The 13,474-nt window shown below is 69.6% G+C and carries 12 protein-coding genes; 6 read left to right on the top strand and 6 right to left on the bottom strand.

The genetic code is table 11. The annotated features are described in order from the left end of the window. Entirely contained in the window at positions 1-720 is a 720-nt protein-coding gene (gene gpmA, locus VEB62_RS04260) for a 2,3-diphosphoglycerate-dependent phosphoglycerate mutase (protein WP_324795833.1), read from the bottom strand. Positions 721-884: 164 nt separating this feature from the next. Between gpmA and VEB62_RS04265 the strand changes: the two genes are divergently transcribed. Then, complete coding sequence (locus VEB62_RS04265; protein ID WP_324795836.1) at positions 885-2,384, top strand: phosphomannomutase/phosphoglucomutase; 1,500 nt, start codon at positions 885-887, stop codon at positions 2,382-2,384. 302 nt (positions 2,385-2,686) lie between these two features. On the opposite strand, the gene VEB62_RS04270 is transcribed toward VEB62_RS04265, so the two are convergent. The 3 genes from VEB62_RS04270 to glmM all read right to left on the bottom strand — a co-directional run bounded on the left by VEB62_RS04270 (position 2,687) and on the right by glmM (position 5,738). After that, positions 2,687-3,739, bottom strand: a complete 1,053-nt coding sequence (locus tag VEB62_RS04270; RefSeq protein ID WP_324795838.1) for a YeiH family protein — start codon at positions 3,737-3,739, stop codon at positions 2,687-2,689. 167 nt (positions 3,740-3,906) lie between these two features. Then, a complete protein-coding gene (locus tag VEB62_RS04275; RefSeq protein ID WP_324795841.1) occupies positions 3,907-4,356 on the bottom strand; it encodes a hypothetical protein in 450 nt (149 codons plus the stop codon). A 32-nt stretch (positions 4,357-4,388) separates the two neighbouring features. Then, on the bottom strand, positions 4,389-5,738 hold the full coding sequence (glmM, locus tag VEB62_RS04280) for a phosphoglucosamine mutase (protein WP_324795843.1): 1,350 nt from the start codon (positions 5,736-5,738) through the stop codon (positions 4,389-4,391). 165 nt (positions 5,739-5,903) lie between these two features. On the opposite strand from glmM, the gene glmS reads away from it, so the two are divergent. Both glmS and galU read left to right on the top strand, forming a co-directional pair. Next, entirely contained in the window at positions 5,904-7,718 is a 1,815-nt protein-coding gene (gene glmS, locus VEB62_RS04285) for a glutamine--fructose-6-phosphate transaminase (isomerizing) (protein ID WP_324795845.1), read from the top strand. Positions 7,719-7,773: 55 nt separating this feature from the next. Next, a complete protein-coding gene (gene galU, locus VEB62_RS04290) occupies positions 7,774-8,652 on the top strand; it encodes a UTP--glucose-1-phosphate uridylyltransferase GalU (RefSeq protein WP_324795848.1) in 879 nt (292 codons plus the stop codon). 6 nt (positions 8,653-8,658) lie between these two features. Here galU and VEB62_RS04295 read toward each other — a convergent pair whose 3' ends face one another. Together VEB62_RS04295 and VEB62_RS04300 are read right to left on the bottom strand one after the other, a co-directional pair. Then, positions 8,659-8,892, bottom strand: coding sequence for a hypothetical protein (locus tag VEB62_RS04295; protein WP_324795851.1), 234 nt, complete (start codon positions 8,890-8,892; stop codon positions 8,659-8,661). Positions 8,893-8,912: 20 nt separating this feature from the next. Then, a complete protein-coding gene (locus tag VEB62_RS04300) occupies positions 8,913-9,671 on the bottom strand; it encodes an alpha/beta fold hydrolase (protein WP_324795853.1) in 759 nt (252 codons plus the stop codon). A gap of 71 nt (positions 9,672-9,742) precedes the next feature. Between VEB62_RS04300 and VEB62_RS04305 the strand changes: the two genes are divergently transcribed. From VEB62_RS04305 to VEB62_RS04315, 3 genes are all read left to right on the top strand, one after another. Then, a complete protein-coding gene (locus VEB62_RS04305) occupies positions 9,743-10,708 on the top strand; it encodes a glycosyltransferase family 9 protein (RefSeq protein WP_324795856.1) in 966 nt (321 codons plus the stop codon). Positions 10,709-10,824: 116 nt separating this feature from the next. Then, positions 10,825-11,346: a translation initiation factor IF-3 gene (gene infC, locus VEB62_RS04310; protein WP_324795859.1), complete on the top strand. Its 522-nt coding sequence runs from the start codon at positions 10,825-10,827 to the stop codon at positions 11,344-11,346. Between the two features lie 134 nt (positions 11,347-11,480). Then, a complete protein-coding gene (locus VEB62_RS04315; RefSeq protein WP_324795862.1) occupies positions 11,481-13,457 on the top strand; it encodes an alpha/beta hydrolase family protein in 1,977 nt (658 codons plus the stop codon). The last annotated feature ends 17 nt before the right edge of the window (positions 13,458-13,474 follow it).

A 13,474-nucleotide genomic window follows, 5' to 3' on the forward strand; every position in this document is an offset into this window, starting at 1 on the left:
TCAGGCTCCCGGCAGGGGCGGCAGTTCAGTCGCCCGATCCGCGTCGAGGTAGCGGGCGGCGGTCGGTTTCAGGCCGGCGTCCAGATCGATCTCCAGCGGATTGCCGGTGGGAATCTCGACGCCGACGATCCGGTCGTCGGGGACGGCGAACAGGTGTTTGACGATGGCCCGCAGCGAGTTGCCGTGGGCGGCGATCAGGACGTCGTCGCCGGCCCGCAGGCGGGGGGCGATGGCCTCGTCCCAGTAGGGCAGCACCCGCTCCAGCGTGGTCTTGAGGCTTTCGGTATCCGGGATGGCCTGGCCGGCGTAGCGGGGATCGGCGGTGAAGTCGTACTCGCCGCCGGGCGGCAGGGGCGGGGGCGGGACGTCGTAGCTGCGGCGCCAGATCTTCACCTGGTCCTCGCCGTGCTGCGCGGCGGTCTCGGCCTTGTCGAGCCCGGTCAGGCCGCCGTAGTGGCGCTCGTTCAGGCGCCAGTCCTCGACGACCGGGATGTCCTTGAGGCCGGCCGCGTCCAGCGCCAGGGCCCCGGAGCGTCGGGCTCGCTTCAACACCGAGGTGAACATCACGTCCGGGCGGAAGGCCGCCGCGGCGATCAGCTCGCCCGCGCGCCGGGCCTCGGCCTCGCCCTGATCGGTCAGGTCCACGTCGACCCAGCCGGTGAAGCGGTTCTCCAGGTTCCATTGGCTCTGGCCGTGGCGCAGCAGGATCAGGCGAGGCATTCAGGTCTCCGTCAGACGTCATCAGGGGGGTAGGCCCGGGCTCCCGACCGGTCAAGGTTGGCCCGGTCTCCCGGCAACGCTGGACCGATAGCGCCGTTCCCGCGTTGTTGTGGCCCTCCGGCCGCCTGTCTATACCGGGCGCCGTTCCAGCCAAGGATCCGACCATGATCAAGCCCCGCCAGGACCTTCGCCCGAACACGGCCGAATACGAGACCGTGCCGCTGGTGAAGCCGACGGGGTTCCGCGAATACGACGCCCGCTGGATCCTCGAGAAGGAGATCAACCTGCTGGGCATCCAGGCGCTGGGCCTGGGGCTGGCGACCTATGTCCACGAGATCGGCCAGCGGCCCCGGATCGTGGTGGGCCACGACTACCGCTCCTATTCGCTGAGCGTGAAACAGGCGCTGATCCTCGGCCTGCTGGAAGGCGGGATGGAGGTGGTCGACATCGGCCTCGCCCTGTCGCCGACGGCCTATTTCGCCCAGTTCGAGCTGGACTGCCCGTGCGTGGCCATGGTCACCGCCAGCCACAACGAGAACGGCTGGACCGGCGTCAAGATGGGGGCGCAGCCGCCGCTGACCTTCGGTCCCGACGAGATCGGCCGGCTGAAGGACATCGTGCTGAACGGCGAGGGCGTCAGCCGCGCCGACGGGTCGCTGACCCGGGTCGAGGATTTCCGCGAAAAATACCTCGCCGACATCGTGGCCAAGACCCGGCTGACCCGCCCGATCAAGGTGGTCGCCGCCTGCGGCAACGGCACGGCCGGGGCCTTCGCGCCCGAGGCCCTGCGGCGCATGGGGGCCGAGGTGATCGAGATGGATACGGAGCTCGACTACACCTTCCCGAAATACAATCCGAACCCCGAGGATCACGCCATGCTGATGCAGATGGCGGCGAAGGTGCGCGAGACCGGGGCCGACCTGGCGCTCGGCTTCGACGGCGACGGCGACCGCTGCGGCGTGGTCGACGACACGGGCGAGGAGATCTTCGCCGACAAGATCGGCCTGATGCTGGCGCGCGACCTGTCGGCCCTGCACCCCGACGCCACCTTCGTCGTCGATGTGAAGTCGACCGGCCTGTACAAGACCGACGAGGTGCTGAAGGCCAACGGCGCCACCACCGTCTACTGGAAGACCGGCCACAGCTACATCAAGCGCAAGACCGCCGAGCTGGGGGCCCTGGCCGGGTTCGAGAAGTCGGGCCACTTCTTCTTCAACGCCCCGCTGGGCCACGGCTATGACGACGGCATCGTCGCGGCGGGGGCGGTGCTGGCCATGCTGGACCGCAATCCGGGCAAGAAGCTCAGCGAACTGAAGGCGGCCCTGCCGGACGCCTGGACCAGCCTGACCATGTCGCCGCACTGCGACGACGAGCTGAAGTACGAGGTGCTGTCGCGCATCGTCGCCGAATACGAGGCGCTGGCCGCCTCGGGCGGGTCGATCCTCGGCCGCAGGATCGTCGAGGCGATCACCGTCAACGGCGTACGCGTGCATCTGGAGGACGGCAGCTGGGTGCTGGTCCGCGCCTCGTCCAACAAGCCGGAGCTGGTGGTGGTGGTCGAGAGCATGCGGTCCGAAGCCGACATGCGCGCCCTGTTCCGCGAGGAGGTGAAGCCGCGGCTGGCGAAGTACGGCGAGATCGGCGCCTACAACCAGGAAATCTGAGGTCGCAGGACAGGGGCGCTGAAAAATCGCGAAACCCTGCCATCCCGACACTTTGATGCGCGCGGGAGATCGCGGGGCGGGCGCTCCCGAAGGCGGAACGGAGCCGTTTCCTGGGGCGGAAGCGGCGGCGGCGGATTGTCAAAGACCGTCCCCGTGGGGATGAAGGCACTCTAGCGCGGCGATCCGTCAGACGCGGACGCAGCCCGCAGGGCTCCAGTCGCCGGCGGGGTCCGGGATGACAGGGTTTGGCCGGGTTTGGCCGGGTTGGCAGGGTATCGGATGGCCGGGTTCGGCCGCCGGCGTCAGATCAGCGCCAGCAGGCCGATCAGGCCGAGGGCGAGGCCGACCAGGGCCAGCAGCGACAGGGTGACGACGGCGGCGATGCGGACGCCGGAGCGGGCGACGGCGCGGCCGTCGGTGCTGAGGCCGAGGGCGGCCATTGAGAGAACCGTCAGGGCGGTGGCGATCTGGGCCAGGACGGGCAGGGCCGCCGCCGGGATCAGATTCAGCGAGCGCGCGCCCATCATCAACACGAAGCCGGCGACGAACCACGGCAGCAGCTCATGCAGCGGCACGCGCCGGTTCGGTGCGTCAGCCGTGGCCGCCCCGGGGCCCGACCGGCGGCGCAGCGCGATCGCCACCGCCAGGCCGAGGCAGACCGGGCCGAGCATCAGCACCCGGACCAGCTTGATCAGGGTTCCGGCCTGGTTGGCCACGGCGCCCACGGGCAGGGTCGCAGCCAGCACCTGGGGCACGGCGTAGACCGTCAGGCCCGCGAGGGTGCCGTAACGCACGTCGCTCATGGCCAGGGCCGCGCCGAGCAGCGGCAGGGTCAGGACGACGACCACGCCGAGCACGGCGGTGAAGGCGATGGCGGCGGAGACGTCCTCGGGGTCGGCGTCGATCACCGGAGCCACGGCGGCGATGGCCGAGTTGCCGCAGATGGCGTTGCCGCAGGCGATCAGCACCGCCATCCGGCGCGGCAGACGCAACAGCCGCCCGATCCCGTAGCTGACGCCGATGGCGAGGACGACGATCACGGCCGTGCCGGCCAGCAGGCCCGGCCCGATGGCCATCACCGTCGCGGCGCTGACCGAGGCGCCGAGCAGCACGACGGCGATCTCGAGCAGCGTCCGGGCGCTGAACTCGATGCCGGGGCGCAGGACGGCGGGAGGCGTCCAAACGGAGCGGACGACGGCGCCGATCAGGATGGCCAGCACGATGGCGTCGATCCAGCCGCGCCCGAACAGGCGCAGCTCCAGCGTGTGGACGGCGAGGGCGGCCGCCGTCACGCCCGCGCAGGCGAGCAGGCCGGGGACCAGCGACAGGACGGGTGCGCCGCGGGCGAGAATCATCGGGTGAGACTGCGCCGGAGCGGCGCAGCTTTCCACCCGTCATCCCCGGGCTTGACCCGAGGATCAGAGGCGAGGGGCGGGCTGGGCGGCCAATGACGGCGGGGGAGGATGGTTGACGCCGCCGCGCCGCGCTCACCGCAGCCGCACGTTGGTCGCCACGGCCTTGATCAGCGCCTCGTCATCGCCGGGTTCGGGTCGCCCAGATCGAGGCCGCAGGCCTGTTGGACGGCCATGTTCACCCGCGCCATGACCGGGGCGTAAGCCCTCAGTTCGGCCTCGGGGATGCGGCTCCCGATGCGGGTGCGGCCGTTTGTATAGGTCACGCGCCCGTCGTCGCTGAGGATCTGCAGGATGGCGACGCCGCCCGGCCCCGTGTCGTAGGACCAGACCTCGCTGACGGTGACCGACGGTCCGACCTTGGGAAAAATCTGATAGCCGCGGCTTCCGCCGGACCCGTGGCGGACGTCGTGGACGCCCTCGACCCCCCGCAGCGCCGAATCCACGCACTCGACCACCGGGGGCTCCGCCAGGACGGCATACGTCTTGAGGCCGTAGAAGGTCTCGCAGCCGGTCAGGAGCGCCAGGCCCGCGACGGGAACCAGAAAACCGGGCTTCATCCGTCGTGCTCCCCTTCCATTCCGGACAGGCCCTACCCGGCCGCCTTCACCGCCGCCGCCACGTCGGCGACCACGGCCTTGACCAGGGCGGCGTCGTCGCCCTCGGCCATGACGCGGATCAGTTTCTCGGTGCCGGAGGGGCGGACGAGCAGGCGGCCCTGGCCGGCGAGGCGGGCCTCGGCGTCGGCGATGGCGGCCTTGACCTTGGGGTCGTCCAGCGGCTTGCCGGCCTTGAAGCGGACGTTCTCGAGCTTCTGCGGAACCTTGTCGAACTGGCGGGCCAGTTCGCTCATCGGCCGGCCGCTCTCGACCAGCACGGCCAGAACCTGCAGCGCGGCCATCAGGCCGTCGCCGGTGGTGGCGTAGTCGTGCAGGATGATGTGGCCCGACTGTTCGCCGCCGAGGTTGAAGCCGCCCTCGCGCATCCGCTCCATGACGTAACGGTCGCCGACCTTCGTCCGCTCCAGCGTCAGGCCCTCGGCCTGCAGCCGGCGTTCGAGGCCGAGGTTGGACATGACGGTGGCGACCAGGCCCCCGCCCTTCAGCTGGCCGCGTTTGGCCCAGTCCAGCGCCACCATGGCCATGATCTGGTCGCCGTCGACGACCTGGCCCTTCTCGTCGCAGATGATGACCCGGTCGGCGTCGCCGTCCAGGGCGATGCCGATGTCGGCGCGATAGGTGCGCACCGCCTCGGCCAGGGCCTCGGGATGGGTCGAGCCGCATTCGGCGTTGATGTTGAGGCCGTTCGGCTCGACGCCCACGGCGCAGACCTCGGCTCCCAGCTCGTAAAGAGTGGTCGGGGCGACCTTGTAGCCGGCGCCGTTGGCGCAATCGACGGCGATGCGCAGGCCCTGCAGGCTCAGGCCCTTGGGGAAGCTGGCCTTGGCGATCTCGACGTAGCGGGCCTGGCTGTCGTCGATCCGCTTGACCCGGCCCAGCGCGTCCGGTGGGGCGAGATCGACGTCGAGCGCCTGGTCCATCATCGACTCGATCTTCAGCTCGACCGCGTCGGACAGCTTGTAGCCGTCGGGGCCGAACAGCTTGATGCCGTTGTCGAGGTAGGTGTTGTGCGAGGCCGAGATCATCACGCCGATATCGGCCCGCATCGAGCGGGTCATCATGGCCACGCCCGGGGTCGGCAGCGGCCCGAAGGTGCGCACGTCCATGCCGGCGCTGGAGAAGCCGGCGACCAGGGCGGGTTCGATCATATAGCCCGACAGCCGGGTGTCCTTGCCGATGACCACCAGGTGGCGGCGGTCGTCGGACGACATGAACATCCGGCCCGCCGCCAGGCCGACGCGCAGGGCGACCTCGGGCGTCATCGGGTGGCTGTTGGCGCGGCCTCGAATGCCGTCGGTGCCGAAATAGCGTCTCTCGCCCAAGCGTCGTCTTCCTTTGGCCGCGGCTCGCAGAAACCTTGCGAAACCGCATTTTAGGTGCAAATCGGGACCCCTGTCGCCTACACCGGCGCCAACAGTCAGGGTCGGCTTAGACCGTCCCGCGTCCCTGCGCAAAGCGCGGGAAACCACTTTCCGAGGGTCTTGTTCATGTGCGGCATCATCGGTGTCACCGGCGTCGGTCCGGTCGTTCCCCGGCTGATCGACAGCCTGAAGCGGCTGGAATACCGCGGCTACGACTCCGCCGGGGTGGCGGCGCTGGTCGGCGGACGGATCGAACGTCGGCGGGCCAAGGGCAAGATCCGCGAGCTGGAGGCGGTGCTGGCGGCCGAGCCGCTGGAGGCCACCGTCGGCATCGGCCACACCCGCTGGGCCACCCACGGCGCCCCGACCACGATCAACGCCCACCCGCACAAGGCCGGGCGGGTGACGCTGGTCCATAACGGCATCATCGAGAATTTCGCCGAGCTGAAGGCCGAGCTGAGCGGCGAGGGCCACGCCTTCGAGAGCCAGACCGACACCGAGGTGGTGGCCCATCTGCTCGATCGTGAATTGTCGCTGGGGAACGATCCGCTGGTCGCCTTCAAGACCGTGCTGGACCGGTTGACCGGAGCCTATGCCCTGGCCGTGCTGGTCGAGGGCGAGGACGGACTGATCATGGGCGCCCGGCGCGGCAGCCCGCTGGTGGTCGGCTGGGGCGACGGCGAGATGTACCTCGGCTCCGACGCGCTGGCGGTGGGGCCGTTCACCCAGAAGATCTCGTATCTGGAAGAGGGCGACTACGTCGGCATCGACCGCTCGGGCGCGCGGATGTTCGATGTAAACGGACAGGCCGTCGACCGGCCGGTGGTGCAGGTCTCGGCCTCGTCGGCCCTGGTCGAGAAGGGCGAGTATCGGCACTTCATGGAGAAGGAGATCCATGAGCAGCCGGACAGCGTCCAGCACACCCTGTCGGAATATCTCGACTTCGTGAACGGCAAGGCCAAGACGGGGCCGACCGATTTCGCCGCCATCGACCGGATCCAGATCGTGGCCTGCGGCACCGCCTTCTACGCCGGGCAGATCGGGCGGTATGCGTTCGAGAAGCTGGCCGGCCTGCCGTGCGACGTCGAGATCGCCTCGGAGTTCCGCTACCGCCAGCCAGCCCTGACGCCGGGGACGCTGGCCGTCGCGGTCAGCCAGTCGGGCGAGACGGCGGACACCCTGGCCAGCCTGTCGTGGTGCAAGGCGGCCGGGCTGCGGACGGCGGCCCTGGTCAATGTCCACTCCTCGTCGATGGCGCGCGAGGCCGAGACCCTGTGGCCGACCCACGCCGGGCCCGAGATCGGGGTCGCCTCGACCAAGGCCTTCACCGCCCAGGTGGCGGCCCTGCTGGCGCTGGCGGTGTCGGCAGGCGTGCAGCGCGGCAGGATCGACGCGGCGAAGGAGGCCGAGCTGGTCAAGGCGCTGTTCGAGGCGCCGCGCCTGATCGCCGAGGCCATGCTGATGGAGGACGCGCTGAAGGCGGTGGCGCACGATGTGGCGAAGGCCACCGACGTGCTGTTCCTCGGCCGCGGCGCCATGTTCCCGCTGGCCATGGAGGGCGCGCTGAAGCTGAAGGAGATCAGCTACATCCACGCCGAGGGCTATGCCGCCGGCGAGTTGAAGCACGGCCCGATCGCCCTGGTGGACGAACTGACGCCGATCGTCGCCCTGGCCCCGCTGGACGAGGTGTTCGAGAAGACCGCCTCCAACCTGCAGGAGGTGGCGGCGCGCGGGGGGCCGGTGATCATGATCGCCCCGAAGTCGGCCCCCGATCCGCACGGGGCGGGCATCCGCCGGGTCGACGCGCCCGAGTGCCATTCGCTGATCGCGCCGCTGGTCTACGCCGTGCCGGTGCAGTTGCTGGCCTACTATGTCGCGGTCCAGAAGGGCACGGACGTCGACCAGCCGCGGAACCTGGCCAAGTCGGTCACCGTCGAGTGATCGCATCCGACCGGTAATGCGTTAGGCTGCCCGACCTCGCCGTTCAGGATTCCGCATGACCGCTCACAGCCGCCGCCTTCGCAAGGCCGTCCTGCCCGTCGCCGGCCTCGGCACCCGGGTGCTGCCCGGCACCAAGACCACGCCCAAGGAGCTGCTCAACGTCGTCGACCGGCCGATCCTGAGCTACATCGTGGAAGAGGCGCGCGAGGCGGGGATCGAGCACATCGTCTTCGTCACCGGCCGCTCGAAGGGGGCGATCGAGGACTATTTCGATCACCAGATCGAGCTTGAGGCCCAGCTGCTGGCCAAGGGCAAGACCGACATCCTCGACATGATGAACGCCGAACTGGCCAGCGCCGGCGAGATGAGCTTCACCCGCCAGATGCAGCCGCTGGGCCTCGGCCACGCCGTGTGGTGCGCCCGCGACATCATCGGCGACGAGCCGTTCGCCGTCCTGCTGCCGGACGTCATCGTCGACGCGGCGCCGGGCGCGCTGAAACAGCTGGCCGACGTCTACGCGCAGATCGGCGGCAACGTCATCGGCGTCGAGGCGGTGCCGGAGAGCGAGACCCACAAATACGGGATCGTCGATCCGGTGAACCGCGACGGCCGCCATATCCGCATGAAGGGGATGGTCGAGAAGCCGGCGCGCGGCGAGGCGCCGTCGAACCTGTCGATCTCGGGACGCTACATCCTGCAGCCGGAGATTTTCGGCATTCTCGAAAACCAGCCGCGCGGCGCCGGGGGCGAGATCCAGCTGACCGACGGCATGGCCCGGCTGATGAGGGACCAGACCTTCACGGCGGTCGAGTACGAGGGCGTCACCCATGACTGCGGCGACAAGATCGGCCTGCTCAGGGCCAACGTCGCCCTGGCGCTGAAGCGGCCGGACCTCGGCGAGCAGGCGCGGGCGGCGATTACGGCCCTGCTGTAGGCCGGATCAACGGGCCCGGGGCTCGATGCGCGTGGCGGGGCCGTGGATTTGACAGATGTTGTCCGCGGCCGGACGGCCCGTCAGCTCGGCTTTTGAGGTGACGAGAATGCCGCCGCGGGCGCGGCACTCTTCGGCCAGCCGGGCCAGCTCGCTCTGATCGCGGTTCGGACCCATATCAGAGGCGCAGGCCGCGAGGGCCAGGGCGAGAGCCGCCGGGGCGGCGAGAAGGACGATACGCACAGCGTTTCTCCGGGTTGATCCTATGACAATATAGGGCCTGAACGCCGGATCCGCTCAACAGCGTCGACCAGACGGGCGAGGTCGGCGGGCGAGGACAGCCGGTGATCGCCGGCCTCGACCAGGTCCAGCCGCACGTCGGTCCCGGTCAGCTGCTCCACCAGCGTGATCTGCCGCCGCCACGGCACCACGTCGTCGGCCCGGCCCTGCAGGATGTGGGCGGGGGCCGGGACCGGCAGGGCGCCGCGCAGCAGCAGCCACCCGCGGGCCTCATCGAACATGCGGCGGGTCAGCACGTATTCGCCGAGGCCCTCCTCGACGACGAGGGTCTCGCCCTCGCGCAGCAGGGCCTGACGCTCGTGATCGGCCAGTCCCGGCCACATCAGGTCCTCGGTGAAGTCCGGGGCCGGGTTGACCAGCACCAGTCCGGCGAGCCGGTCCGGCCGGGCCAGCGCCAGCAGCAGGGCGACCCAGCCGCCCATCGACGAGCCGACCGGAACGACGGGCCCCTCGAGGCTGTCGATCAGGGCGATGGCGTCCTCGCGCCAGCGGCCGATCGTGGCCTTGCGCCAGTCGCCCGAGGACCGGCCGTGGGCGAAGTGATCATAGCGCACATAGTTCCAGCCCCGCTCGCGGGCGGCGGCGTCCAGCGCCAGCGCCTTGGTTCCCTCCATGTCCGAGCGGAAGCCGCCGATCCAGACCACCGTGGGTCCCGAGCCCGCGACGCGCTTCAGCGCCAGGGTTTCACCGTCGGGACGGGTCAGGCGTTCCAGGTCATCCATGCGCGGGCCTCTCGCGAAATCTCTCGGGGACTGATAGCGAACGACCGCTAGCGAAGCGAAGGCCAATCCGCGTGTCCGAACCCAGGGTCCTGTTCGTCACCTCCAACCGCATCGGCGACTGCGTCATCTCCTCGGGCGTGATCCGGGAGATCGGCCGGCAGATTCCGGGCGCGAGGATCACCGTCGCCTGCGGCCGGCCGCCCGCGCCGCTGTTCCGGTCCGCGCCGGGGGTCGAGCGGGTCATCATCCTCGACAAGAAGAAGTTCGCCGGACACTGGATCGAGTTGTGGAAGCAGGTCTGGCGGACCCGCTGGGACATGGTCATCGACATCCGCGGTTCGGCGCTGGCGTGGCAGGTCCGGGCGAAGCGCCGCGTGGTCTACAATCGCTCTTGGGAGACGGGCGTGCGCAAGGTCGAGATGGTCTCGCGCCTGATGGGGTCCGGGACGCCGCTGGAGCCGGAAATATTCCTCGATGCGCGGGCCGAGCGGGAGGCCGGAGAGGTGCTGAACCCGCAGCTGTGGGAGGGACCCGGTCCCGGTCCGATCCTGGCCCTGGCCCCCATCGCCCACCAGGCCGGCAAGAGCTGGCCGGCCGACCGCTGGGGCGCGCTGGTCGAGCGGTTGAAGGCCGAGCCGCGCTTCGACGGCTGGCGCTTCATGCTGGTGGGCGGGCCGGGGGATCATCCGCCCGCCGCCCCGGCTCTGGCGGCGGCGGGCGACCGTGGACTGGACTTCGTCGGCAAGGGCGACATTCTCGCCTCGGCCGCGGCGATCAACGGAGCGGCCCTGTTCGTGGGCAACGACTCCGGCCTTATGCACGTGGCCGCCGCCGCCGGGCGTCCGACCCTGGGCCTGTTCGGCCCCACCGAGTGGTGGCTGTACGGTCCGTGGGGCCCGAAGACCCGCACCGTGGCCTCCAACGAGACGCGCGGCGAGTTCGCGCCGATCGAGGCCCTCACCGTCGATCATGTGTTCGAGGCCGTGCTGGGTCTGCACGACGCCTTCATCGGCGCCGGAATGCCGGTCAAACCTTGAAGAGACGGGCATTCGCGGTCATATAGGCCGCCTGAGGGGAAGACCGCGATCCGTCGCGCGCCTCGCCTCGCCAGACCCTTCGTCCACAAAAGGAAACGACGCCCATTCGCCGTCCGATGAACCAGCCGCCCGTCAAGGACGGGCCGCCCATGAACCAAGACATCCGCGCGCCGCGCGTTCTGCTGATCGACCAGAACGGCGAAAAGCAGGGCGTCATGCCGACGTCCGCCGCGCTGGAAGCCGCCGAAGAGGCCGGCATGGACCTGGTTCAGATCGTCTCCACCTCCGAACCGCCGGTGGCGAAGATCCTCGACTACGGCAAGTTCCGTTTCCAGGAGCAGAAGAAGAAGGCCGAGGCGCGCAAGCGCCAGAAGGTCGTCGAGCTGAAGGAAATCAAGCTCCGGCCCAACATCGACACCCACGACTACGAGGTGAAGGCCAAGGCCATGCACCGCTTCTTCGACGAGGGCGACAAGGTCAAGGTGACCCTGCGCTTCCGCGGCCGCGAGATGGCTCACCCCGAACTGGGCATGAAGCTGCTCAACAAGGTGCAGGCTGACTTCGACGAGATCGCCAAGGTCGAGTACGCGCCGCGCATGGAAGGCCGCCAGATGATCATGATCCTGGCGCCGAAATAGGCCTTCCGATCACCGAATGCGAAGCGCCCCGACCGGAAATGGCGGGGCGTTTTTCGTTTGTCGACCCCGCGCATGAAAATCCCGGTTGCGCCACGCGCGCGCTTCGGTTGATCTGGCCCCCGGGGGGGCTGAACATGAACCTGTGGACGATGACGCTCGCGGCGGCGCTGACGCTGACGACAGTTGCGCGTGCACAGGAGCCGCCGCCGCTGGAGGCTTATGGCGCCCTGCCGTCGCTCGAATACGTCCAGGTGTCTCCGTCCGGGGATAGAGTGGCCTTCGTCACCGTCGCGGGCGATGAGCGGGCGATGCTGATCACCGACCTGGCGACCGGGGAGATGGTGGGCGGTGCACGGGTGGGCGAGACCAAGGTGCGAGACCTGCAATGGGTGGGCGAAGAGCGGCTGTTGGCCACCACGTCGGTCACCACCGCCATGCCGCGGCTCGGCGTCCCGAGGAGCGAGTTCTTCGTGGGGCAGATCTACACGATCGAGACCCGGACGGTACGTCGGATATTCGATCGCAACCGGGACGTTCTGCCGATCATGATCGGCGCGCCAAGGGTGCGAGAGACAGCAGACGGCCCCACGATCTTCGTGCGCGGCTTTTCGCCGCCCAACCCCGGCGACCTGAACCTGTTTCGGGTCAGCCCCGACGACGGCCTGGGCCGTGTGGCGGAGGAAGCCGACCACGATGTCGAGGACTTCGTGCTCGACCCCGCGGGACGGCCGCTGGCTCGTGCAGACCATGACGAACAGCGCCGTCGATGGACGCTGCATCTGGCCCGCGGCGACGGCGGCCGCCTGACGAGCGCCTGGTTCGTCGACGCCCCCATCGATACGCCCAGATTGCTCGGACCGGGTCGGTCGCCGGGGACCGTTGTGCTCAGCGCCGAACGCGAAGACCTGGCCGGCCAGCAGGATGGCGACGCCGGGGACGGCGCCGCCCTGACTCACCTTTTCGAAGTCGATGTCGAAAGCGGCGCCTGGGCGCGGCTGCCGTTCGCCCGCGCCCCCGAATTCCTGATCCACCACCCCGTGACCGGGCTGTTGATCGGCAGCGGCAGGACGGGGGACGATAGCGTCGACTACCAGTTCCTGGACCCGGCCGCCGCGCGCGTCTGGGCGTCGATCGCACGGGCGTTCCAGGGCGCATCTCCGCGGCTGGTGTCCTGGAGCGACGACCTGCGGCAGGTCGTGGTGTTGACCAGCGGATCCGGAGATTCCGGCGTCTACCGGCTGGTCGACCTCGATGCGCGAGACGCCAAGGTCGTCGGCGAGGCCTATCCCGCCATCCTGCCGGAGCACGTCGGCGATGTGCGTTCCGTGCGCTACCAGGCCCAGGACGGCCTTGAGATTCACGGATATCTCACGACGCCGCCGGGGATTACAGAACCCTCGAGCCTGCCGCTCATTGTCCTCGCCCATGGCGGACCCGCGTCCCGGGACGCGATGGGGTTCGACTGGTGGGCCCAGGCGCTGGCCTCGCGCGGCTATGCGGTGCTGCAGGCCAATTTCCGGGGTTCGACGGGCTACGGCCGGGCCTTCCTGGAGGCGGGCTACGGCGAATGGGGCCGCAAGATGCAGACCGATCTCTCGGACGGCGTGCGTCATCTCGCCGGCCAGGGGATCGTCGATCCGGAGCGGGTGTGCATCGTCGGCGCCAGCTATGGCGGCTACGCGGCCCTGGCCGGCGCCACGATCGATCGAGGCGTCTACCGTTGCGCCGTCTCGGTGGCGGGCGTGTCGGACCTGCGCCGCATGGTGCTCTGGGAGGCCGAACAGGGCGCCCATCGTGACAACCAGGCGGTGAGATACTGGAACCGCTTCATGGGCGTTGAACGCACCGGCGATCGCGCGCTCGACACCTTGTCCCCGGCCCGGCTGGCGGAGCAGGCCGAGGCGCCGATCCTGCTGCTGCACGGACGCGACGACACGGTCGTGCCGATCGAGCAGAGCCGGGCGATGGCTTCGGCTCTTCGCGCGGCGGGCAAGCCGCATGAGCTGATCGAACTGGCCGGCGAGGACCACTGGTTGTCGCGATCCGCCACCCGTCAGCGCATGCTGACCGAGACGGTGCGCTTCCTCGAGTCGCACAATCCGCCCCGGTAAGGCCGTCGACGCGGGGC

Source organism: Brevundimonas sp. (assembly GCF_035626975.1).
In the GTDB taxonomy this organism is placed as follows: Bacteria; Pseudomonadota; Alphaproteobacteria; order Caulobacterales; family Caulobacteraceae; genus Brevundimonas.

What these genes read in the sequence shown, in the direction of transcription:
- gpmA (WP_324795833.1), bottom strand. Translation starts at nt 720, where the DNA reads ATGCCTCGCCTGATCCTGCTGCGCCACGGCCAGAGCCAATGGAACCTG.
- VEB62_RS04265 (WP_324795836.1), top strand. Translation starts at nt 885, where the DNA reads ATGATCAAGCCCCGCCAGGACCTTCGCCCGAACACGGCCGAATACGAG.
- VEB62_RS04270 (WP_324795838.1), bottom strand. Translation starts at nt 3,739, where the DNA reads ATGATTCTCGCCCGCGGCGCACCCGTCCTGTCGCTGGTCCCCGGCCTG.
- VEB62_RS04275 (WP_324795841.1), bottom strand. Translation starts at nt 4,356, where the DNA reads ATGAAGCCCGGTTTTCTGGTTCCCGTCGCGGGCCTGGCGCTCCTGACC.
- glmS (WP_324795845.1), top strand. Translation starts at nt 5,904, where the DNA reads ATGTGCGGCATCATCGGTGTCACCGGCGTCGGTCCGGTCGTTCCCCGG.
- galU (WP_324795848.1), top strand. Translation starts at nt 7,774, where the DNA reads ATGACCGCTCACAGCCGCCGCCTTCGCAAGGCCGTCCTGCCCGTCGCC.
- VEB62_RS04300 (WP_324795853.1), bottom strand. Translation starts at nt 9,671, where the DNA reads ATGGATGACCTGGAACGCCTGACCCGTCCCGACGGTGAAACCCTGGCG.
- infC (WP_324795859.1), top strand. Translation starts at nt 10,825, where the DNA reads ATGAACCAGCCGCCCGTCAAGGACGGGCCGCCCATGAACCAAGACATC.
- VEB62_RS04315 (WP_324795862.1), top strand. Translation starts at nt 11,481, where the DNA reads ATGAACCTGTGGACGATGACGCTCGCGGCGGCGCTGACGCTGACGACA.